The sequence below is a fragment of the Micromonospora zamorensis genome (genome assembly GCF_900090275.1).
GTDB classification, from domain to species: domain Bacteria; phylum Actinomycetota; class Actinomycetes; order Mycobacteriales; family Micromonosporaceae; genus Micromonospora; species Micromonospora zamorensis.
Genome location: NZ_LT607755.1, coordinates 3,799,327 through 3,823,421, shown reverse-complemented (window position 1 = coordinate 3,823,421; position 24,095 = coordinate 3,799,327). Strand labels below are relative to the sequence as shown.

Annotated in this window: 6 protein-coding genes; all 6 read right to left on the bottom strand. The window is 73.8% G+C overall.

All coding sequences use genetic code 11. From position 1 onward, the window contains the following. Positions 1-62: 62 nt before the first annotated feature. The 6 genes from GA0070619_RS16780 to GA0070619_RS16755 are packed head-to-tail and all read right to left on the bottom strand — an operon-like array spanning position 63 to position 23,840. Positions 63-1,256 carry a trans-sulfuration enzyme family protein gene (locus GA0070619_RS16780; protein WP_088948947.1) on the bottom strand — a complete coding sequence of 398 codons (1,194 nt, stop codon included), beginning with the start codon at positions 1,254-1,256 and terminating at the stop codon, positions 63-65. Beyond that, complete coding sequence (locus GA0070619_RS16775; protein ID WP_088948946.1) at positions 1,253-6,532, bottom strand: non-ribosomal peptide synthetase; 5,280 nt, start codon at positions 6,530-6,532, stop codon at positions 1,253-1,255. Before GA0070619_RS16775 ends, GA0070619_RS16780 begins: the two co-directional genes overlap by 4 nt. Then, entirely contained in the window at positions 6,529-7,545 is a 1,017-nt protein-coding gene (locus GA0070619_RS16770; protein WP_088948945.1) for a TauD/TfdA family dioxygenase, read from the bottom strand. The genes GA0070619_RS16775 and GA0070619_RS16770 overlap by 4 nt, the downstream gene beginning before the upstream one ends. Beyond that, entirely contained in the window at positions 7,542-8,609 is a 1,068-nt protein-coding gene (locus GA0070619_RS16765) for a TauD/TfdA family dioxygenase (protein WP_088948944.1), read from the bottom strand. The genes GA0070619_RS16770 and GA0070619_RS16765 overlap by 4 nt, the downstream gene beginning before the upstream one ends. Then, the gene (locus tag GA0070619_RS16760; protein WP_088948943.1) at positions 8,602-11,763 is read right to left on the bottom strand and encodes a non-ribosomal peptide synthetase; all 3,162 of its coding nucleotides are present in this window, start codon (positions 11,761-11,763) and stop codon (positions 8,602-8,604) included. The genes GA0070619_RS16765 and GA0070619_RS16760 overlap by 8 nt, the downstream gene beginning before the upstream one ends. Then, positions 11,760-23,840 (bottom strand): non-ribosomal peptide synthetase/type I polyketide synthase, encoded by a 12,081-nt coding sequence (locus GA0070619_RS16755; RefSeq protein WP_157744023.1) that lies wholly within the window; start codon positions 23,838-23,840, stop codon positions 11,760-11,762. Before GA0070619_RS16755 ends, GA0070619_RS16760 begins: the two co-directional genes overlap by 4 nt. Positions 23,841-24,095: the final 255 nt, after the last annotated feature.

Below are 24,095 nucleotides of genomic sequence, written 5' to 3'. Positions count from 1 at the left end.
CGGGCCGGGACGTCTCCGTCCCGGTGGTGGGTGAGCCGGCCGCCCGGGTCGCCGGTTCGAGCTCAGTCGGCAGCGGAATCCCTCGCCGCGGTAGCCTTGTCCGCCGCGGCGAGGAAGTCGGCCACCAGGTCGGCGGTGTCCTCGATGCCGGTGGAGACGCGCACCAGCCCGTCCCCGATGCCGGTCGCGGCCAACTGCTCGGGGTCCACGATGCCCGCCCACATCGACCGGGGGTGCACCACCAGCGTGCTGACGCTGCCGAGGCTGGCCGCCCGTTTGGCCAGCCGCAGCCCGTCCAGCAGTGCGGCGGCTCCGGCCCGCCCGGCCCTCAGGTCGACGCTGAGCACCCCGCCGAAGCCGGTCATCTGCCGCCGCGCCAACGCGTGCTGCGGGTGCGACGGCAGCCCGGGGTAACGGACCCGGGCCACCGCCGGATGCTCCTCCAACGCGTGGGCCAGGGCCAGGGCGTTGGCGTTGTGCCGCTCCACCCGCAGCGGCAGCGTACGGATGCCGCGCAGCAGCAGCCACGCGTCCACCGGGCCGAGGGTGGCGCCGGTGACGATGGCCGTCTGCCACACCCGCTCGACCAACTCGGCTGAGCCGACGACCACTCCCGCCGACACGTCGGAGTGGCCGCCGAGGAACTTGGTGCCGCTGTGCCAGACCAGGTCCGCCCCGGCTGCCATCGGACGCTGGTTGACCGGTGTGGCGAAGGTGTTGTCGACCACCACCAGCGCGCCGGCCGCGTGGGCCAGCTCCACCACTGCGGTGAGGTCGGTCAGCTCCAGCAGTGGATTGCTCGGCGTCTCCACCAGCACGAGCCGCGTCCGCGGCCGGATCGCCCGCGCGAACGCCTCGGTGTCGGTCTGGTCCACCTGGGTGTACGACACCCCGAACCGGGACAGCAGGCCGGTGGTGAGCGAGGTGGTGCCGCCGTACGTGCTGCGCTGCACCACCACGTGGTCGCCGGCGGAGAGCAGGGCCAGCGCGATGGTGCTGACCGCCCCCATCCCGGAGGCGGTGACCAGCCCCGTCTCGGCGCTTTCCAGCTCGGCGACGACGGCGGCCACCTGGGCGTGGTTCGGGTTGCCGTAGCGGGTGTAGAAGGCGCTGCCCCGCGTCTCGGTGGCGATCGCGGTGAACTGCTCGTCGGAGTCGGCGCTGAAGGTGACGCTCTGCACGATCGGCGGCGCGACGGCTCCGCCCGGGACCAGTCCGTCGTCGCCGTGCACGGCGGAGGTGCTGAGACCGGTCATGACCGGGCCACCCGGTCCACCAGTGCGCCGTAACTGCCCAGCGTCACGAACTCGGGCAGCGTGAGGTCGCTGCCGTGACGCTGCCGCAGCATGGTGACCAGCCGCAGCGCGCGCAGCGAGTCACCGCCGGCGGCCGACCATCCGGTCGCCGGATCATCCGGCGCGACCCCGAGCACCTCCTGCCAGGCCGCCGCCACCCGGGTCGCCCACGCATCGCCGGCCGCCTGCCCACCGCTGGCAACGGCGGGCAGCGGCGCGTGCGGGTCGGCCGCCAGCAGGCGACGGAAGCCATCGGCGAACGCGTCGACCCGGTCCCCGGCGACGGTGCGGTGGTCGTACTGGAGGGTGAGGGCGAGGCGGCCGGTGTCCGCGTCCAGCTCGGCGTCGACGGCGAGGCTGAACGCCACGTCGACGGTGACGCCCCGACTGTCCACGATGCGGGGGCCACCACCGGCCGGGTCGTTGGTGAAGTGCGTCCAGTTGAAGAAGTGGTCGAAGCACGGTCCGACCCCTCCGGCCCGGACGATCTCCGCCAGCGGAAAGCGGTGGTGTCCCATCATGTCCCGTTCGGCCCGCCACACCTCGGCGGCCAGCTCGGCCAGCGAACGGGTGCCCAGCTCCGCACCGACCGGCAGGGTGTTGAGGAACAACCCGAGGGTGGCGTCGCTGCCCTCGCCCTCCGGCCGCCCACCGACCACCAGTCCGCTGACCACGTCGTCGCGGCCGGTGAGTTCGCCGAGCATCCGCAGGTGGATGGCGAGCAGCCAGGACTTGACGGGTACGCCGGCGGCCCGGGCCGCCTCGGTGACCGCCTCGGTGGTGCCGGCTCGCAGTGGCACCTGCTGGGTGGTGGTGGTCCGTGGGGCTGCCCCGCCGAGCAGCAGCGGCGGCGCCGCGGCGGGACCGTCCAGCCAGAACCGGCGGCTGGCCTCATCGGTCCGGGCCCGTCGCTCGGCGGCCACGTACTCCCGGAACGGCAGGCCGGGGCGGGCCGGATGAGAGGCGCCGGCCCGCTCCCGGTCGTACGCGGCGAGCAGGTCGGTACGGAACAGGTGCAGACTCCAGCCGTCGAGGATGGCGTGGTACTCGGCGATGATCAGGGTGAACGCGTCGGCGTCCTCCCGAACGGCGTGCAACCGCAGCAGCGGCGGTCGGGCCAGGTCGAAGGGACGTACCCGGTCGGCCGCCACGAGTGCGTCGATCCGGGCGCGGCGGGTCTGTGCCTCGACACCGGTCAGATCCGTCACCGGCACCTCGACCGGCACGTCGGCGTGCACGAGCTGCAACGGCTCGGAGTACGCGCCCAGCGCGAACCCGGTCCGCAGCACCGGATGGGCGGCCACCAGACCGCCCAGCGCGCGCCGCAGCGCGGGCGCGTCCAACGACGCGGCGATCCGGTGCGCGGTGACGTTGTGGTACATCGCCGGGTCGCCGGTCAGCTCACAGTGGTAGACCATGCCCTGCTGGAGGGTCGTCATCGGGTACGCGTCGGCCAGCCCGGCGGGCAGCAGCTCCCGGTCGGCGGCGGCCACCAGAGTGAAGCGTCCGGCCGGGACCGACGCCGAGCCGGCCACCGCGTCGGTCCCGGCGAGGGTGATCTCGCCGTGCGTGACCAGCTCGCGGATCGTCTGGTACGTGAAGATGTCGCTGAGCCGGAAGGACAGCCCTCGCTTGTTCGCGGCGACCTGCATCTGGATGCTGCGGATGGAGTCGCCGCCGAGCGCGAAGAAGCTGTCCGTCACGCCGACGGTCGCCACCCCGAGCACCTCGCGCCACGCCTCGACGAGGATCTGTTCGGCCCGGTCGGCAGGCGCCACCACAGTGCCGCCGTGCGGCCGGTCGAGGCGGGGCACGGGCAGCGCCGCCTGGTCGAGCTTGCCGTTGCGGGTCAGCGGCAGTTCGTCGAGGAGCACCACCGCCGCCGGGACCAGGTGGGCCGGGAGCCGGTCGGCCAGCCAGCCGGTGAGCCGTTCGTCGAGGGGCCCTGCCGTCGGCCCGGCCGGGACGACCACGGCCGGGCGTGGATCGGCGGCGTACTCGGGGCGTACGGCGTGCAGGGTGTGCCGGTCGGTGCCGATCAGCAGGTCGTCCTGCCGGGTCACCACGTCGAAGCCACGCGCCTCGAAGGTGGCGACCAGCTCGGCCAGTCGGCCCTCGGCGTCGGTGCCGGGCGCGTCGTGCACCTCCATGGCGACCTGCGCGACCAGCGGCCAGTGCCGATCGTCCAGCCCGGCGAGCACGTCCGCCTCGGCCCGCTGTACGTCGATCTTCAGCAGGTCGATCCGTTCCGGGGCGAGCTCGTCGAGGAACGCCGACAGCGGCCGGACCGGCACTGTGAGCTCCCGGCCGGCGAAGCGTTCCGCGAGCAGTTCGTCGACCCGGCCGAGCAGCACCTCGCGGTCGGCGCCGGCGTCGCGTTCGTTGGCGAGGAACCGTTTGATCACCGCCACCTCGGCGTCCGGGTCGGCGTACGCGGCGTGGCCGGACATCATCGAGTAGCCCGGGTAGTAGGTGAAGGACACCTCCCCGGCAGCCCGGGACAGCCCGACGGCGTGCACGGTGGCCGGCACGCCGAACTCGGCGACGTTGCGGCGCAGCAGGTCGGCCACCGACGGCACCGGCTCGAACGCGTGGATCGTGGCGTCCGGGCAGACGGCGTTCACGAACAGCGAGAACATGCCGATGTTCGCGCCCACGTCGAGGACGGTGGCTCCGGGCCGCAGCACGATGCCGTCGCGCAGGTAGACCTGCTGGACGAAGATCTCGTCGTGCAGGTAGCGGGTCTCGTGGGGGTTGACCCCGGCGACCCGGTCGACGTCCACAGTGGTCGGCGCGTCACCCGGGCGGACGTAGGCGACGAGCCGGTCGCCGTGCCGGTCGTCGTCGCGGGCCACCACCGCGGCGTCGGCCACCTCCGGGTGCTCGCGAAGAGCGGCCGCGATCTCGCCCGGCTCCACCCGGAACCCGTGGATCTTCACCTGGTCGTCGAGCCGACCCAGGTAGCGCAGCCGCCGGTCGGCGTCGAAGCGGACCCGGTCGCCGGTGCGGTACACCCGCTCGGTGCGCCCGGACGGCAGCGCCACGGTCACGAACCGCCGGGCGGTGGCCTCCGGGTCGCCCCGGTAACCGTCGGCGAGCTGCGGGCCGCTGACGCAGAGTTCACCGGCCACGCCCGGCGGCACCGGGCGCAGCTGCTCGTCGAGCACCCACACCACGACGCCGGGCAGGGGTCGGCCGATCGTCGGGGCCTCCCCGGCACGCACGTGCGCCGCAGTGGTGTCCACCGTGCACTCGGTCGGGCCGTACAGGTTGACCGCCCGGACGTCGGGCAGCGCCGCGAGGGTCTCCCACAGGTCGGGTGCGATCGCCTCGCCGCCGAGCAGCAGCAGGCCGGGCAGCCGGATGTCACCCGCCCCGGCGAGCAGGATGCGTAGTTGAGAGGGGGTCAGGTCGAGCACGTCGACAGCGTGGTCGGCCAGCGTGGCAGCCAGTGCCGCCCCGTCCCGGCGGACCTGCTCGGGCACCAGGTAGAGGCTGCGGCCGTGGCCGAGCTGCACGAGCTGCTTCACGCTGGCGTCGAAGGTGATCGGGGCGTTCACCGCCACCCGCAGACCGGGGCGGCTGTCCGCGTACACGACCTGCTCCAAGGCGTCGGCCAGATGCGCGGCGGCGCCGTGCGACACCTGCACCGGTCGGGGAGTGCCGGTGGAGCCGGACGTGAAGATCACGTACGCCGGGTCGGTCGGGGTCGGCACCGCGGCGGGCGGGCGGTCGCCGGCCGCGACGAGGTCGCCGACGGTCACGGTCCCCGCACCGCCGTCGCCCACGACGACCTCCGCGCCGACCGCGCGGATCTGCGCGGCGAGCCGCCGGGGCGGGGCGTCCGGGTCCAACGGCACGAAGACCGCCCCCGCGCGCAGCACGCCGAGGAACGCCACGACGGTGTCCCGGGACCGGTCGGCCAGCACGCCGACCGGGGCGCCGGACAGGCCGTGCGCGGCCAGGGCCCCGGCCACCCGCGCGGCCCGTTCCCGCAGCTCACCGACCGTGTACGCGCCGTCCGCGTCGACCACCGCCACGGCCTGCTCGTTCATCCCCGCCAGGCCCGCGTCGAAAAGGTCCACGAGGGTACGCGCCGACGCCTGCGACGGTGTTCCCGCCGCGTCGGTCAGCCAGCGGCCCTCGGCCTCGCCGAGCACCGACGGCACGTCGGCGCCGGAGAGCGCGGCGGGCAGGGTCCGCAGGACCGCCAGCAGCGCGTCGAGCAGCCACTGGCCGCCGACCACGTCCAAGGTGACCCGGTCGCCCTCGGCCAGCACTGTCAGCTGCGGGCCGGCCGCCGCCGGTTGGGTGACGACGTGCACGGCGACTCCACCGAGCCCGGCCACAGTGGCCGGCGCGGCAGCCGGGGGCACCGCGAAGCCCGCCACCGCCCCGGACTGCTCGTCCACCGGGTCGACCAGGTGGAACGTGTCGTCGGCGGTGCTCTCGGCCGCGCGGACGACGGCCAGCAGGTCGGCGGGCGTGGTGGGCAGCGGCAGGGCCAACCGGATCGGGCCGTAGCCACCCAGCGGACCCACCACCTCGGCGGTGCCAGCGGCATGGCGGCCGTCGCTCCACCGGGCCAGCACCAGGTCCACCTCGTCGGCGCCCTCCGGTGCCTCGGCGCGGCGGGACACCGCGAGCGCCCACGCGGCCAGCAGCACGGTTTCCGGCTCGACACCGGCGGTCCGCGCCACGTCGGTCAGCTCGGCGGCGGAAACGGTCGCGGACACCACGGCCGTCGGGTCGTCCCCGTGCGGGGTGACCAGTCGAGCGGCCGGCACTGTCGGCGCGGCGGTGGCCGGTGCCTGCTCGCGCTCCTCAAGCTGCCACTCGGCGACGTCGAGGAACTGCAACGCCTCCGGATCCTGCGGCAACGTCTCGCCGGCGTACCCCCGGGCCAGGTCGGCGAGGACCAGACGCAGGCTGGCCGGGTCGGCGATCAGCGGGGTGGCGGTCAGCTCCAGCGCATCGTCGGTGAGGGTCACCGACAGCTCGCCCTGCGCGCCGACGGTGACGCTGCGGTCGTCGTCGACGTCCTGCATCGGCACCCGCAGACCCGGGTGGTGCACCAGGGTCAGGCGCAGTGCCTCGTGCCGGGCCACCACCGCGTCCAGGGCGCTCTGCAACCGGGCCCGGTCCAGCGGGCGGTCCAACCGCACCCGCGCCCGGACCAGGTCCTGCTTGGCCGACCAGGCGAGCCGCTGGACGGGGGACAGACGGTAACCGTTCACAGAACGCTCCGGTTGATGTAGAGGTCGGACATGGCGACCAGGATCTGCCGGTCGCCGCTGAAGGGTTCGCGACCGTGGGTCGCCAGGAAGTTGTCCACCACCAGCACGTCGCCGCGCTGCCAGGGAACCGACACCGCGTGTTCCCGATACAGCTCGCGCAGCCCGGCGACCACCTCGTCGGGGATCGGCTGCCCGTCACCGAGATACGCGTTGCGGGGCAACCCGTCCGGGCCGTACTCGCGCAGCAGCGCGCCGGACACCTCGGCCGGCATGTTCGACACGTGGAACAGGTGGGCGTGGTTGAACCACACCGTCTCCCCGGTACGCGGATGCGTGGCGACCGCCTGCCGCCGGGCCCTGGTTCGCAGGCCGTCGGAGCCGAGCCAGGTGAACTCGGTCGCCGAGGCGTGGCAGTACGCCTCCACCTCGGCCCGGTCGGTGGTCTGGAACGCCTCCTGCCAGGGCAGGTCCAGGTGCGCGCCGTAGTAGCGCACGTAGCAGACCCCGGAGCGGAGGAAGAGTTCCCGGACGTCGGCGGGGATCAGCGGGGTGATGACCCGTTCGCTGGCCAGCGGGGTGGCCCCGCCGCTGCCGGTTGCCGCCTGCGCGCACCAGAAGTAGAGGTAGCTGGGCCAGTTGTGCGAGTACGACATCTCGTGGTGCAGCGGGATCCACTGCTCGGCGTTGAACTCGGTGGAGGTGAAGACCCGGTCGGCGACCTCGTGCCGGGGCGCGGCCCGTTCCAGGTAGCCGAGCAGGTCCGGGCTGACCGCCCGGGCGGCCTGGCTGAAGTCGTCGGGGGTGCGCACCTCGAAGCCGCGGAAGAACACCGCCCCGTATTCGTCCAGGTCCCGGAGCAGCTCCTCGCGCCTGCCGGCGAGCCAACCGGCCAGGTCGAGGTCGGGCACGGCGGCCTCGACGAGCAGCACGAACCGGTCGTCCACGAGCACCCGCCGGGACACCGGCGAGCTGACCGTGCCGGTAGCGCGTCGACGCGGCGCCGGCCCGCTCATGCCCGGTCCCCGGTCGGAGCCGGCATCGGGTGGCTCGCCTCGGTCAGTTCGGGCGCGGCGGTCGGATCGGACATGGCGGTGAGGATCCGCCGGGGTGGGGTGAACGGATCCCGGGCGTGCGCGGCCAGCATGTTCTCCACCAGCAGCACGTCCCCGCGCTGCCAGTCGAAGGAGCGGGTCTCGGCGGCGTACGCGGCCCGCAGCTCGGCCAGCACCTCGTCGGAGATGGGCGTGCCGTCGCCGTACGCGGTCTGGTAGGGCAGGTCCTCCTCGCCCAGGGCGGCCCGCAGCCCTGCGCTGACATCGTCGGGCAAAGAGGTGACGTGGAAGAACAGCGCGTGGTTGAACCAGGTCCGCTCGCCGGTGACCGGGTGGCGGCGTACCGCCGGGCGGACCTGCCGGGTGCGCAACTGCCGCTCGCCGACCCACTCCACGTCGATCAGCGCGCGGGCGCAGTACGCCTCGACGTCCTCCCGTCGTTCGGTCTGGAACGCGGTCTGCCAGGTCAGGCTGATGCCGGGCAGGTAGTTGCGCCGGTAGAGCACCCCGCGCCGCTCGAACTCGGCGACGGTCTCCGGGCGGAGCCGGGCGAGCACCCGGCGGCTGTCCGCGAGGGGGGTACGCCCACCCGCGCCCGGCGCCACCTCGCAGTGGAACACGATCCGCAGGGGCCAGTTCACCGTGTACGACTGCTCGTTGTGCAGCACGATCGGCTGGTCGGCGGGGTGCTCGGTGGAGGTGTACACCCCCTCGGTGACCTGGCTGCGCGGCGAGGACCGTTCGCCGTAGCTGAGGACCTCGTCGGAGAGCGCGGCCATCACGGTGCGGAAGTCCTCGGCGCCGGCCACGGCGAAGCCACGGAACAGCACGGCCCCGTGCCGGCGGGCCAGCTCGTCGACCTCGTCGCGGCGTCCGGCCAGCCAGCCGGCCAGATCCACGTCGGGTGTGTTGGCCCGGATCAGCGCCGGCAGCGGGCCGCCGGGCCAGTCGGGGTGGACGTCCACCAGGTTCCGTTCACGGCCGCGACGGGGAATGCTCCGCGCGACCCGGGTCTGCTCAGTCATCTCTCGCTCCCAGGGTGTCGACGCAGTCGGCCAGACTGCGTCGGGGGTCGGCGGCGGCGGTCCGCAGCAACGCCGTGAACCGGCGGTGCCAGGTGACCACCCCGTCGTGGTCGAACAGGTCGGTGCGGTACGTCCACAGCGCCGCCAGCCCGTCCCGCCGCTCGTCGAGCCAGAGGGTCAGGTCGAGGCGGGCGGTGTCCGGGGTCAGTTCCACGCCGGTGAACTCGACGCCGGCCGCGGTGCGGTGCCGGGCCGGTGGGGCGTTCTGCACGCCGAAGGCGACCTGCACCAGCGGAGTGCGGTGCGGCTGGCGGGTGGGCCGCAGCCGTTCCACCAGCAGGTCGAAGGGCACGTTCTGGTGGGCCGCGGCGAACAGGGTGACCCGGCGGGCCTCGGCGAGCAGGTCGGCGAAACCGCGCTCCGGCGCGGGGCGCAGCCGCAGCGGCACGGTGTTGACGTGGCAGCCGACGCTTCGTTCGGCGGCGACACTGGTGCGGCCGGCGAAGGCCACGCCGATCAGCAGGTCGTGCCGGCCGGTGGCGGCGCCGAGCACTGTCGCGAAGGCGGCCAGCCCGACCATGTGCAGGCTGACCCGTTCGGCCCGGGCCAGTTCGCGTACCGCCTCGGCGGTGGCGGGGTCCACTGTGGTCCGCAGGGTGGCGCCGGACGGCGCCCGGTCGGGTCGGGCCTGCGCCGCGCGTCGGTCGAGCCGGTCCGTCGCGGGCAGGTCGAGCAGGTCGGGTGCGCCGCGCAGCTCGTCGAGTTGGTCGGCCAGCGCCCGCTGCCCGGCGGGACCGGCCAGCCAGTCCCGCTGGGCCAGGGCGAACGCCGCCGGGCCGGCCACCGGGGGCTCCGGGGCCGTTGTCGCGACGTTGTCGTACGCCTGGGCCAACTCCCGCACGATCAGGCCGAACGACCAGTCGTCGCAGACGATGTGGTGCACGACGAGCAGCAGTGCCGCCGCACGGCCGGTGGTGTCCGGCACCAGGTGGGCGCGGAGCAACGGTCCGGTGGCCAGGTCCATGGCGGCCCGGGTGGCCTCGACGCCGAGTTGGGTGAGCCGCTCGTCGAGCGGGGTGCCCGGTTCGGACGGCGCGACGAGCGGCGGTGGCCCGGCGCCGGGGAGGACGTGCTGCGCTGGCCCGTCCGGCCCGACCGGAAACACGGTACGCAGGGCCGGATGCTTCTCGACCACCCGACCCAGCGCCCGGGCCAGCCGGTCCAGGTCCACCGGCGTGTCGAACCGCACCGCGAAGGCCAGCAGGTACGAGGTGTCCGCCGGGTCGAGCCGGTGCAGGAACCACAGCCGGGCCTGCGCGGCCGACAGCGGCGCGGGGCCGGCAGGTGCCGGGCCGGCGGGTTCCCCGAGCGGCGTCGGGTCGACGGCCAGCCCGTCGAGGTGGGCCGCCAGCGCGCCGACGGTCGGGTGCGCGAAGAGGTCGCCGACGTGGACCGGCCGGCCGGTCGCGGCGGCCAGCCGGGTGGCGCAGCGTACGGCGAGCAGGGAGTCTCCGCCGAGGGTGAGGAAGTCGTCGTCGGCGGTGGTCACCGGCACGCCGAGCACCTCGCGCCACACGGCCGCCACCTCGGCGAGCATGCCGTCGAACGGCCCGGCGCCGGGCCCGGCGTCGCCGCCGAGGGCGGGGGAGGGCAGTGCCGAGCGGTCTACCTTGCCGTTGGGCAGGGTGGGCAGCCGGTCCAGCCAGACCACCGTCGCGGGGACCAGCGGCGCGGGCAGCACCCCGGCCAGCCGGGCCCGGACGTCGTCGCGCCGCTCGCCGACCAGGTAGCCGACCAGCAGCGGATCCCCGCTCGGCCCCTCCCGGACGGCGGCGGTCGCCTCGCGTACGCCGGGCAGGGCCGCGAGGCGGGCGGAGACCTCACCCAGCTCGATCCGGTAGCCGCGCAGTTTCACCTGGTCGTCGAGTCGGCCCAGGTAGGCCAGTTGCCCGTCCGGGCGCAGCCGGACCCGGTCGCCGGTGCGGTACATCCGCTCGCCGCGGCGGAACGGGTCGGGCAGGAACCGGGCCCGCGTCTCTTCCGGGCGGTCGAGGTAGCCCCGGGCCACGCCCGCCCCGGCCAGGTGGAGTTCGCCCGGATCGCCCGGCGGGACCGGCTGCCCCTCGGGGTCGAGGACGTAGGCCCGGGTCTGCGGCAGGGGCCGGCCGATCGGCGGGTCCCCGCTGTCCGGCGGCACCTCCGCCCAGGTGGAGTAGGTGGTGTCCTCCGACGGGCCGTAGAGGTTGCAGAGCCGGCGGACGTGCGGACGCGACCACACCCGGGCGGCCAGCGCGGCGGTGAGTGGCTCACCGGCGAGGCAGACCGTCCGCACGCTCGCCGGCAGGGCGTCGGCGGTGAGCAGTTCCCCCATCGCGGAGGGCACGGTGTTGACCAGTGTGACGGGCAGCCGGTCCACGCCGGGGGCGGCGAGGGCCAGCACGTCGTCGACGAGCAGCACCCGCCCGCCCCAGCAGAGCGGGCCGAAGATCTCGAAGACGGACAGGTCGAAGCAGACGGAGGTGGCGGCGAGCAGGCCGCCCAGTTCGGTGTCGTCGAAGGTCTGCCGGATCCAGTGCATGAGCACCGACACCGAGCGGTGCTCGATGGCCACGCCCTTGGGCCGCCCGGTGGAGCCGGAGGTGTAGATGACGTACGCCAGGTCCGTCGGTGTCGTCGGCACCGCCGGGTCGGTGCCGTCCCTGGGCAGGTCCAGTCGGTCGATCGGGACGGCCAGGTCGGGGAACCGGTCGGCGAGGTCGGCGCGGGTGAGCACCAGCCGGGCCCCGGAGTCGGCGGCCATGAAGGCCACCCGGGCCGGCGGGTACGCCGGGTCCAGCGGGACGTAACAGGCGCCGGCCTTGAGCACGGCGAGCAGGGCGACCACCAGTTCGGGTGTCCGGGGCAGGCAGACGCCGACACGGTCCTCCCGGCTCACCCCGCGCGCGAGCAGGACCCGGGCCAGCCGGTTCGCCGCCTCGTCGAGATCCCGGTACGACCACGTGCGGTCGGCGTGCCGTACCGCCTCCGCCTCCGGGGTTCGGGCGGCCTGCGCGGCCACCATCCGGTGCAGACAGTCGACGTCGGCTGGTACGCCGGCGGCGCGTCGGTCGACGGTTCGACGGGTCGGGCCGGCGGGCCGGGCGGGGGCGCTCATCGACGACCACCGCGCCCGCCCACCGGGACCGGCTCGGCCCGCTGCGCGCCCCCAGCACGGTGCTCGGCGAGCCGTCGGTCGGCCTCGGCCTGGAGGCGGTCCTTGTCGGCGACGATGACAGTGCCGGGGTCGTTGTCGGGCAGCTCGTCCTCGACGTGGCGGATCGGTCGGTAGGCGATGCCGACGGCGGCCAGGGCGAGCGAGCAGAGGCCGGCGACGATCGCCGCGAGGGCCATGCCGCGGCCCGGGCCGGTGCCGACGACAGCGGCCAGCAGGCCGCCGGGCGACACCATCGGGGCGAACACGTGCTCGGCGAGCGGACCGGCGGTGAGGAAACCGGCCGGCACCATCAGCCAGGACAGCATCTGGCCCATCGAGAGCACCCGGCCCTGCAGCTCCAGCCCGACCTTGGCCTGCACGATGGCCAACCAGTGCGTGTTCACCAGGGCCGTGGCCAGGCCCATGCCGAACAGGCCGAGGGCCGGGAACAGTGGGCTCGGGCGCAGGCCGACAGTGAGCAGCGACGCGCCGAGGAGCACGACACTCGCCAGGATGCCGGTGGTCCGCCGGGCCGTGCCGCCCCACACTCCCATGAGGACCGAGCCGACGAGCATGCCGACGCCGCTGGCGGCGAGCACCCGGCCGAGCACCGCCGGGTCACCGAACGACAGGGTCAGCGGGGTGACCAGAACCTCGACCATGGCGAAGAAGTAGTTGAGCGACGCGGTCAGCACGACCAGGGCCACCAGGCCGTGGCGGCGCACGATGAACCGCCAACCGCCCAGGACCGCCCGCCGGAAGGTCTCCTCGCGCCGGACGAACAGGGTGTTCGGGAACCGGACCGACAGGGTGACGGTGACCGCGACGGCGAAGGTGAGCAGGTCGATGATCACGACGCCGCGCAGCCCGACCGCGATGACCAGCGCACCGCCGAGCAGCGGCGCCAGCACTGTGCTCGTCGCGGTGCCCAGGGAGACGATGCCGTTGGCGCGCCCGTAGTACCGCTTGGGCACGAGTTGCGTGACGGCCGCCAGGTAGGCGGGTAGCTGGAAGGCGGTAGCCACGGCGGTGACGGTGATGGCGGTGAAGACGTGCCAGAGCTGGAGTTGGCCGAGCCACAGCAGCAGGGCGAGGCTCACCGTGCCGGTGGCTGCCACGCAGTCCGCGACGATCATGATGAGTCGCCGGTCCCACCGGTCGGCCAGCGCCCCCGCGATGGGAGACAGCACCACGGCGGGCAGCAGCGCCAGGACGGTGGCCGTGGCGAACAACGAGACCGACCCGGTCTGCTGGTACACCCACAGGCCCATGCCGAAGCCGGTCAGTCCGCTGCCGATCAGCGAGACGAGCTGACCCAGGGCGATCAGGTAGAACACGGTGAGGCTGGGCATCGCCCGACGTACGGCGGGTGGTGTGCCGTCCGTCGCCGGCACGACCACGGCGGCGGCCGGCGGAGTAACCGTGGCGGGCGGCGGCTTGGCGGGCGTCGCGTTCGACGGATCGCAGGTCGCCTGGATGATGCGCGCCACCTCGGCGGGTTGGTGCTTGGCGAAGTAGTGGCCGGCGCCCTCGATGACCTCCAGGGACACCCGGTCGGAGAAGAACTCCCACTCCAGGTAGCGCTCCTGGTACAGCTCGGTGGCCCGGTCTCCGCCACCGACCACACAGACGATCGGGGCCGACAGTTTCCTGGGCAGACCGTTGTCGTAGACGTCGGTGTAGTAGTCCTCGCCCATCGCGGCGTCGGCCAGGACCACGCGCATCACGAAGTCCTTCTCCCGCTCGTCGAAGACCTCGGTGAAGAAGCCCATCGCCCGCAGCGACTCCAGGGTCCGACGCTTCGACGTCCACCGCTCCGTCGGAAACCACTGCCGTAGCCAGCGGAACACCCGGCCGGGCAGCCGAGGGGCGGGGAAGTGGGCGCCGATGACCACGCCGGTCAGCTCCACACCGGCCGCCTCCAGCCGACGGCCCAGCTCCACCGCCTCGGCGCCGCCCATGCAGTGCCCGTACACCGCCACCGGGCCGCTGATCCCCGCCACGACCTCGGCCACGCAGCCGTCCACCAGCTCGTCCATGCCCAGCAGGGGCTCGTCCGGGCGGTTCACGTCGTGCCCGGGGCGCTCCAGGGCGTACAGCCGCACGCCGGGCGGGAGGGCGTCCGCCAGCGGCTGGAAGGTGATCGCGCTACCGGCGGCGAAGGGTACGCAGACCAGCGTCAGCCGTGTCGGTGTCGCCGGTAGCGCCGGGGTCAGCTCGTGCAGCAGCCGCCCGGCGGACCCCCCGGTCGCGTCCAGGTGCTCGGTCAACGAGCGGATCGTCGGGTGGCGGAACAGGTCGAGGACGCTGATCGCCGGGTCGTTGCCGGCCAACGCCTTGATGGCCTTGAAGGAGTCGCCGCCGAGGTCGAAGAAGTCGTCGTCGATGCCGACGGTGTCGTAGCCGAGCACTGCCGCCCACCGCTTCGCCAGCGCCGCCCGCAGCGGGGTGTCGGGCGGTGCCGCGCCGACGCCGGCCCCGCCGCGTACCGGTGCCGGTAGGGCGGCCCGGTCGACCTTGCGGTTGGCGCTCAGCGGCATCCGGTCGAGCACCACGAACGCGGACGGGACCATGTAGTCGGGCAGGTAGGTGCGCGCGAACGCCCGCCAGGGCGTGGGGTCGGCGTCGAAGTCGGGTACGGGCTGCCCTGCCGCCCCGCCGTCGGGTCCGTCCCCGTCGGCCGTCGTTCCAGTGGTCAGCGTCAGGTAGGCCACGACGCTCTTCTCGCCGTCGTCCTCGCGGACCACCACTGCGGTGTCGCGGACCTCCGGGTGGCGGCGCAGCACCGCCTCGATCTCGCCCAGTTCGATGCGGAATCCGCGGACCTTCACCTGCGAGTCGCTGCGGCCGACGAACTCGATCCGGCCGTCGGCCAGCCACCGGCCGAGGTCCCCGGTGCGGTAGAGCCGGCCGGCGGAGAACGGGTCCGACACGAACCGCTGCGCCGTGAGGTCGGGGTCGCCGTGGTAGTCACGCGCCAGCCCCGCGCCGCCGAGGTACAGCTCACCCAGCACGCCCACCGGTGCGGGACGCAGTCGCGGGTCGAGCACGTAGGCGCGCACGTTGCCGATCGGGCGGCCGATGCTGAGGTGGGTGAGGTCGGGTTCGAGGCGTTCCATGGTGGACCACACGGCGGCCTCGGTCGGGCCGTAGAGGTTCCACAACGCGCCGACCCGCTCGGCGAGCTGCCGGGCCAGCGGCGCGGACACCGCCTCGCCGCCGCACACCGCCGTCAGGCCGGGCAGCCCGGACCAGCCGGACTCGATCAGCAGCCGCCAGGTCGCCGGGGTGCCCTGGGCCAGGGTGACCCCCTCCGCGGCGAGCAGCGCGGCCAGCCGCGGCGCGTCGTAACCGACGTCGCGGCCCACCAGCAGCATCCGCGCGCCGACGACCAGGGGCAGGAACAGCTCCGGTACGGACATGTCGAAGGCGAAGCTGGCCATCGCGAGCATCGTGCCGTCGCTGGTCAGGCCGGGCCGCTCCCGCATGGCCGCCAGGGTGTTGACGATCGCGCCGTGCGTCACCCGGACGCCCTTGGGGTGGCCCGTGGACCCGGACGTGTAGATCACGTAGGCGAGATGGTCCGGCCCGGCCAGCGGCTCGGGGTCGGTCTCCGGCCCGGTGCCCGCACTCGCGTCGGTGCGCAGTACCTCGCCCGCGTACCCGGTGAAGCGGTCGGCCAGGCCCGGTTCGGTGATCAGGACGCTCGCACCGCTGTGCGTCAGCACGTACCGCTGCCGCTCGATCGGATAGTCGGGGTCCACCGGGACGTACGCGCCGCCGGCCTTGAGCACACCGAGCAGCGTGACCGGCAGGTCCTCGGAGCGGTGCAGGCAGACGGCGACAGTGCCGTCGGGGCCGACCCCGGCCCGGCGGAGCCGGTGCGCGAGCCGGTTGGCCCGGGCGTTGAGCTGGGCGTAGGTGAGCGTGGTGGTCCCGAACGTCACGGCCGGCCGGTCGGGGTTCGTGGCAACCTGGTGTGCGATCAGCTCGACCAGGGTCGGCGTCCCCCCGTCCCGACCGGGCGTGGCCCAGCCGAGCGGGGTGGCGGTGTCGTTCCACTCGTCGACGCGGGTCAGCTCGGCGGGGGTGAGGACGGCCAGATCCGCCAACCGGACGTCGGGGTCGGCGACGGCAGCGGCGAGCAGCGTCTCCAGGTGCCCCATCATCCGCTCGGCGGTGGCCGCGTCGAACAGGTCGGTGTTGTACTCCAACCGGAACCGCAGCCCCTCGGTCACCTCGTACGCGTACAGGGCGAGGTCCTGCTGCGCGATCCCCGGCTCGACGGCGAACTGGACCATCCGCAGCCCGGCGGTTCCCAGATCCCGCCGCTCGGGCAGGTTCAGCAGGTTGAACATCACCTGGAACAGCGGGTTGCGGCTGAGGTCGCGGGGCGCGTCGACGAGATCCACCAGCCGCTCGAACGGCACCTCCTGGTGGTCGTACGCGCCCAGGGCGGTGCGCCGGACCTGCTGGAGCAGCTCCTCGAACGTCCACTCGCCGTCGATCGAGGTCCGCAACGGCAGCATGTTGACGAAGAAGCCGACCATCGGTTCGAGTTCGGCGCGTACCCGCCCGGCGACCGGCGTGCCGATGCAGATGTCCCGCTGGCCGGTGTAGCGCCACAGCAGCGCCTTCAGGGCAGACAGCACCGTCATGGCCAGGGTGGCGCCCCGGGTCTGGCTGAACCGGCGCAGCTCGTCGGCGGCGTGCGGGGACAGGACCCGGGTGTGCACCGCGCCGTGGAAGGTCTGCACGGGTGGTCGGGGCCGGTCGGTGGGCACCTCCAGGACGCTCGCCACCCCGTCGAGTTGCTCGCGCCAGTACCGCATGTCGTCGCTGTCGACGTCGGCCAGCCGGCCGCGTTGCCACCGGGCGTAGTCGCCGTACTGGACGGCCAGTTCGGGCAGCGGTGCGGCGCGACCGTCCAGGGCGGCGCCGTACAGGGTGGCCACCTCGCTGGCGACGATGCCGAGTGACCAACCGTCGGAGACGGCGTGGTGCATGGTCATCGACAGCACGTGCCGGTCGTCGGCGATGCGCAGGAGCACGGCACGGAACAGCGGCCCGCGGGCCAGGTCGAACGGGCGTCCGACGTCGGCGGCGAGGGCGGCGTGGGCCCATGGCGGCACCGCGTCGGCGACCGCCGGTTCCACGATGCTGCGGGCGACCGGGGCCGTGTCGTCCGCGCCGGTCGGGGCGCACACGATCGGCAGGTCCACCGGGCCGGGCGGCAGCACCTGCTGCACCGGGTCGCCGTCGGGTCCGAGCGGAAAGACGGTACGCAGCGACTCGTGCCGCCGGGTCAGCTCCGCGAGGGCCCCGCGCAGTGTGTCGACGTCGAGGGTGCCGTCGAGCAGCAGTGCCGTGCCGACGGTGTAGGCGCTCTGCTCGTACGCCTGGTCGAGGAACCACAGCCGGTGCTGCCCGGAGGAGAGCGGCGCCGGCAAGGCGTCGGGCTCGGCGCGGGGGATGGTCGGCGCGACGCTGGGCCGCGGTGCGACGGTGGTGGTGGGTGCGGGGCCGGTCTGCGGCAGCGTGGCCGCGATCCCGGCGACGGTCGGCGTCGCGAAGATGGTCTCCAGCGGCAGCGCGACGCCGAGCCGGGCCCGCAGCCGCACGACGAACTGGGTGGCGAGCAGCGAGTGCCCACCCAGCTCGAAGAGGTTGTCGAGCGCCCCGATCGGCCGGATCCCGAGCAGCTCGCTCCACAGGTCCGCCACGATCTCCTGCCCGGGCGTGCTCGGGGCGACGTAGGCGGTGCTGACCGGCGGGCGGTTGCCGGCCTCGACCTGCCCGGGTGCCTCCGGAGCGGTAGCGCTCGAAGGGACGGGTGCGGGCTGCGCCGTGTCGGGCCGCGACACCGCGTCCAACCAGTGGCGGCGCCGCTCGAAGGGATAGCCGGGCAGGGCCAGGCGGCGACGTGGGCCACCGTGGAACGCTTGCCAGTCGACCCGCCCGCCGGACAGCCACAGCCGGCCCACCGCGTCGAGCATCGTGGTGAGGTCGTCGGCGTCGCTGCGCGGATGCCGCATCGCCGCCACCACCTGACCGGGCCGCACCCCGGCCAACCGGGCGAGGCCACCGAGGGCGTGCCCGGGACCCAGCTCCGCGAGGACGACGTCCTGCTCGGCGAGCAGCGCTGCCGACTCGGCGAACCGGACCGGCTCCCGCATGTGCCGCACCCAGTACGCGGGGTCGGTGACCTGCCCGGGGGCGACCGGACCGCCGGTCAGGTTGGTCAGGTACGGGCGTTGCGGCTCGTGGTAGGTCACCCGGCGCGCGTGGTCGGCGAACTCGTCGAGCACCGGGTCGAGCAGGGCCGAGTGGTAGCCCCGGGTGACCCGCAGCGGCCGGCACTCGACCCCGTCGGCGGTCAGCCGCTGGCGCAGCTCCTCGATCGCCTCCGGTGCGCCGGACAGCACGCACAGCTCGGGTGCGTTGACGGCGGCCAGCGACAGACCGTCCACCGCCAGCCCCGCCGCCGCCGTCTCCGGCAGACTCACCGCGAGCATCGCCCCGGCCGGGGTCCGTTCGACCAACTCACCGCGGGCGCTCACCAGCCGCAGCGCGTCGGCCAGGGAGAAGACACCGGCGAGGCACGCCGCGACGTACTCGCCGAGGCTGTGTCCCACCATCAGGTCCGGGGTCACCCCGCGGGCGAGCAGCGACCGGGCGAGGGCGTACCCGGTGACGAACAGAGCGGGTTGGATCAACCCAGGCCGCGCGAGCAGCCGCTCCGCCTCCGGGTGGCCGTCGGGCGCTGGGCACAGCAGCGTACGCAGGTCGAGGCCGAGGTCGTCGCGGAGCTGCTCGGCGCACTCGTCCACGACCGCCCGGTAGGTCGCCTCCGCGCGGTACAGGCCGGCGCCCATCGCCACGTGCTGCGCGCCGTGCCCCGGGAAGGCGAACACCAGGGTCCGACGGCCACCGGGATGAACGCCGGTGAACTGCCGTTGTGGCGCGTCGAGGGCGACCAGCGCGTCGGCGTGGTCTGCCGCGACGAGAAAACGGCGGTGGGTCATCGGCTGGCGCCGGCCCAGGTTCGCCGCCACGTCGGCGAGGTCCGCCTCGGGGTGCGCGCCGACCCAGTCGCGGAGCTGACGCGTCTGCCGATCCAGCGACTCGACCGTACGCGCCGACAGCACCAGCAGGTGCGGCCCGGTGGCCGGCGGGGCAGGCGGCGCGGCGGCCGTGGCCGGCGGCTCCTCCAGCACGACGTGGGCGTTCGTGCCGCCCATGCCGAACGAGCTGACGCCCGCCCGGCGCGGGCCGTCGTCGCCGGGCCACGGTCGGGCGGTGTCGTTCAGGTAGAACGGGCTGCTCTCGAAGTCGATCGCCGGGTTGGGTCGGCTCACGTTGATGGTGGGTGGCAGCGTACGGCTGTGCAACGCCATGATCGTCTTGAGTAGCCCGGCCACACCGGCGGCGGCGTCGGTGTGGCCGATGTTGGCCTTGGCCGAGCCGAGGGCACAGAAGCCCTGTTCGTCGGTGCCCCGCCGGAACGCCTCGGTCAGGGCCGTCACCTCGATGGGGTCACCGAGACTGGTGCCGGTGCCGTGCGCCTCGACATAGCTCACCGAGCGGGGCTGCACGCCGGCCGACGCGAGGGCGCTGCTGATCACCGCAACCTGGCCGTCGACGCCGGGCGCGGTGTAGCCGGTGCGGCGGGCGCCGTCGTTGTTGATCGCGGAACCGCGGATCACGGCGTAGACGGTGTCGTTGTCCGCGACCGCGTCCTCCAGCCGTTTGAGCGCGACGATGCCGACCCCGCTGGACGCGATGCTGCCCCGCGCGTCGGCGCTGAACGGCCGGCAGTGTCCGTCGGGGGAGTAGACCCCGCCGTCGTGGTAGAGGTAGCCGCGCCGCTGCGCCGGGAAGACGCTGACCCCACCGGCCAGGACCAGGTCGGACTCACCGGTCAGCAGGCTCTGCCGGCCGAGGTGCACGGCGACCAGGGAGGTCGAGCAGGCCGTTGCCACGGTGACGGCGGGGCCGGTCAGGTCGAGTTTGTACGCGACCCGGCTGAGCAGGAAGTCCTTGTCGTTGTTGATGGACAACTGGTGTTCGCCGATGGTGTGCATCAGCTCCGGATGGCTGCTCAGGTTGTCCAGCAGGTACGTGCTGCGACCCGACCCGGCGAACAGGCCGATCCGGCCGGCGTGGCCCGCCGGGTCGTAACCGGCGTGCTCCAGCGCGTGCCAGGCGCACTCCAGCAGCATCCGGTGCTGCGGGTCGAGGGTCTGCGCCTCCCGGGGCGTGACGCCGAAGAAGGCGGCGTCGAACTCGTCGATCCCGGGCAGCCAGGTGCCGGAGCGGACGTACGCGGGATCGTCGAGCCGGGTCGGGTCGGCCCCGTCGGCCAGCATCTCCTCGATGCTGAACTCCCGCACCGACTCCACGCCGGCGCGGATGTTGTGCCAGTACTCGTCGATGGTCCGCGCGCCGGGGAAGCGACAGGCCATGCCGACGACGGCGATCAGGCCGCCGGGCTGGGCCGTGGTGCCCGTCCGTGGCCGGGTGACGCGGGCCGTCGTGGCCGGGGCGGCCGGGGCTTGCGTGCCAGTGGTGGCCGTGGTCAGGAACGCCGCCAAGGACTCGACAGTGGGATTGCGGAACAGGTCGGTGACCGTGACGACGTCACCGAGCCGCTCGTGCAGTCGCTTGAGGACAACCAGCAGGCGCATCGAGTGGCCGCCGAGGTCGAAGAAGTTGTCCCGCGTCCCGACCTGCGCGACGCCGAGCACGTCACGCCACACGTCGACGACCAGTCGTTCGAGCCCGATCCGGGCGGCGTCCCAGTTGGCCGGTCCGGGCTCGACGGGTGCGCTCGCCGGCTGTTCGGGCGTCGGTCGATCCGGGTCCGCCTCGGCGCGCTGCCGGGGCACCTCCCGACCGGCGGCGGGCAGCGCGGCGACGTCCACCTTGCCGTTGCGGGTCAGCGGCAGCGCGTCGAGGAAGACGATCGCGGCGGGCACCAGGTAGGACGGCAGTTCGGCGGCGAGCGCCGCCCGCAGGGCCGCCGCGTCGATCTCCGCCCCACCGGCTCCGCCGGCTCTGCTGGCCACGCCGGCTCCACCGGCCACGTACGCGACGAGGCGCGGGTCGTCCGGGTCGTCCCGGCGCAGTTGCACCGTCACGTCGCTGTCCGGCCGGCATCGGCGGATGGCGGCCTCGATCTCGCCGCACTCCACCCGGTAACCGTGCAGTTTGACCTGGCTGTCGGTGCGGCCCAGGTATTCCAGGTTCCCGTCGGGACGCAGCCGCACGAGATCGCCGGTGCGGTACAGCCGGGCTCCGGGGGCGGACGAGAACGGGTGTGGGACGAATCGCGCCGCCGTCAGCGTGGGCTGGTGCAGGTAGCCGCGTGCCACGCCGGCTCCGCCGACGTACAGCTCGCCGACAACACCCACCGGGACCGGGTTGCCCCAGTCGTCCAGCACGTACAGCTCGGTGTTGGCGATCGGCCGACCGATGGGGACCGACCCGTCGACCGGGGTGGACGGGTCGACCTCGTACGCGGCGCAGCCGACCACCGTCTCCGTCGGCCCGTACTCGTTGACCAGCGTGGTGTCGGGGGCGTGCGCCCGCCACGGCGCCACCTGGTCGGCGCGCAGATTCTCGCCGCCGATGACGAAGCACCGGGTGCGGCCGGCCATCTCGGCGGGGCTGAGCTGATGGTTGACGAGGTTGAGCTGAGCCGGGGTGATCTTGACCAGGCCGAAGGCTGGCCGCTGGTTGCGCAGCGCCTCGCCGAGCGCCTCGGGGCCGAGGTGTTCGCCGAGCATCAGCACGGTTGCCCCGCTGACCAGCGGGACGAGCAGGCTCGTGACGGTCAGGTCGAACCCGACCGACGAGTGCAGCGGAACGGTGTCCCCGGGTCGCAGCCGGTAGGCCTGGGCGGCCCAGCGCACGTAGTTGCAGACCCCCCGATGGGTGACCATGACGCCCTTGGGGTGGCCGGTGGACCCGGAGGTGTGGATGACGTACGCGAGGTCGTCCGTCGAGGGTTCCGGTCGCCGTCGCGCTCGTCGCCGGGGACCGGCCGCCGCGCCACCGGGCTGCGCGGCAGGGACCGGCGTGTGCCGGTCGGGCGCCGCCAGCGCAGGGCCGTCGGGCACCAGCAGCGCCAGGCCGTCGGGCACCAGGTGCGCCAGTTCCGCGCAGGTGAGGACGACCGGCGCGGCCGTGTCCTCGATCAGATACCGCAGCCGGGCGGGCGGGTTCGCCGCATCCATGGGTACGTAGGCCGCGCCGGCCCGCAGTGCGGCGAGCACCGCCACCGCGAACGGGACCGCACGCGGCAGCAGCACTCCGACGAGACTGCCGATGCCCACGCCGCGCCCGCGTAGCGTCTCCGCCAGCGCCTCGGCGGCCGTGTGCAGCTCGTGGTAGCTCAGCGCGGTGTCTCCGTCGGTCACCGCCACGCCGTCGGGGTTTCGGCGCGCCTGTCGCTCGATGAGCACGTGGACCAGGTCGTCCGGCTCGGCCGGGGTGGCGGTGGCGTTGGCAGCCACGACGAGCTGCCGGTACTCGTCGGCGGTGAGCATCGCGGCCGAGCCGACCGGTGCGCCGGGCTCGGCAACCAGCGAGCGCAGCAACGTCTGGAAGTGACCGGCGAGGCGGGCCATCGCGTCGTCGTCGAACAGGTCGGTGCGGTATTCCAGCACGGTCCGCACACCGTCGGCGTTCTCCCGTACCGAGACGGTCAGGTCGAACTTCGCGGTGGTCCCGGGCACGTCGATCGGGGTGACCTCGATGCCGTCGAGGCTGGGTGGTGCCGTCTCACGGCCGTACACGAACATCACCTGGAACAGCGGGGCGAAGCCGGGCCTGCGGGCCGGGCGCAGCGACTCCAGCAGTGTCCCGAAGGGAAGCTCGCCGTTGTCCAGGGCGTCGCCGGCGGCGGTGCGCACCCGTGCGAGCAGCGTCTCGAACGACGGGTCGTCGTCCAGCCGGGCCCGGACCGCGACGGTGTTGAGCAGCAGCCCGACGAGCTGCTGCGCCTCGGAGCGCCGGCGGTTCGCCACCGGCGTTCCCACCACGATGTCGCGTTGCCCGGTCCAGCGTGCCAACAGGACGTGCAGGGTGGCGAGCATGACCATGTACGGGGAGACACCGAGTCGTCGGCACAGCGCCAGCAGCCCGTCGGTGGGCACGTCCAGCGGGAACGACACTGTGGCCCCCGCACCGGACGGCACCGCGGGCCGGGGTCCGCGGGTGGGCAGCTCCAGGACGGCGGGCGCATCGGCGAGTTGCGCGTGCCAGTGGTCGCGTTGCGCCGCCGCCTCGGCCCCGGCGAGCCAGTCGCGTTGCCACGCCGCATGATCGCGTTGGTCGACGACGACCGGGCCGAGGTCAGCCGGTCGTCCGGTGCGGTGCGCGGCGTAGAGCCGTTCCCACTCGTCGTGCAGGATGCCGAGCGACCATTCGTCGACGGCGACGTGGTGGAACGTCAGCAGGAGCACGTGCTCCTCGGCAGCGAAGCGCAGCAGGCTGGCCCGCAGCACCGGTCCGCGTTCCAGGTCGAGCGGGTCACGCGTCTCCGCGTGCATCCGGGCCTGCATCTCCTGGTCGCGTTGCCACGCGGGCAGCCCGCCCAGATCGTGCACCCGCAACAGTCCTGGTTGCGGCTCGCCGACCACCTGGACCAGGCGCGGCGCGGCGTCGTCGACCTCCGCTGGACCCGAGCCGGGCCCGCCGGGTGCGAGCGTGGTGCGCAGCGCGGCGTGCCGGGCCACCAGGGCGTCGAGCACCCCGGCCAGTGCCGCCACGTCCAGTGGCCCGACCAGCCGGTACGCCAACGGCACCAGGTAGCTGGCCGGATCGGGGTCGAGACGGCTCAACGACCACATCTGGCGTTGCTCGTGGGTGGCCGCGACCAGGGCGCCGGCACTGTCGCGGCGGCGCGGCACGACCGGCGTCGCCTGCCGGGGCCGCATGACGTCGGTCATCGCGTCCGTCTCCTTCGTGATGCCAGCAACGGCCGGATCCGCCCACGCGGCGGCCCGGTCCAGCAATGGCTCCTGACTTCGCATCCGAGCCTGCTGTGACGGTTTGTCGACCTGGGTCGGCGGCACCGGCAAAGCGGCTGCGGCGCGGGGATGCTGTGACACGACGATCGGTCGCCCCCACGGCTCGGAAGCTACCCACGCCGGTAAAGGTGATCAGTCGTTCATGCGACAGCTGTCGTTGTTCCGATGCGTTTCCCTGTCACATCATCACACTCGTGATCTTTGATGGGATCCACAGATCGTGTCGGCCGTCGATGCTTTCGGTGCGGGGCCGGTGCG

Coding starts and splice junctions, on each gene's coding strand:
- GA0070619_RS16780 (WP_088948947.1), bottom strand. CDS start 1,256: ATGACCGGTCTCAGCACCTCCGCCGTGCACGGCGACGACGGACTGGTC.
- GA0070619_RS16770 (WP_088948945.1), bottom strand. CDS start 7,545: ATGAGCGGGCCGGCGCCGCGTCGACGCGCTACCGGCACGGTCAGCTCG.
- GA0070619_RS16765 (WP_088948944.1), bottom strand. CDS start 8,609: ATGACTGAGCAGACCCGGGTCGCGCGGAGCATTCCCCGTCGCGGCCGT.
- GA0070619_RS16760 (WP_088948943.1), bottom strand. CDS start 11,763: ATGAGCGCCCCCGCCCGGCCCGCCGGCCCGACCCGTCGAACCGTCGAC.
- GA0070619_RS16755 (WP_157744023.1), bottom strand. CDS start 23,840: ATGCGAAGTCAGGAGCCATTGCTGGACCGGGCCGCCGCGTGGGCGGAT.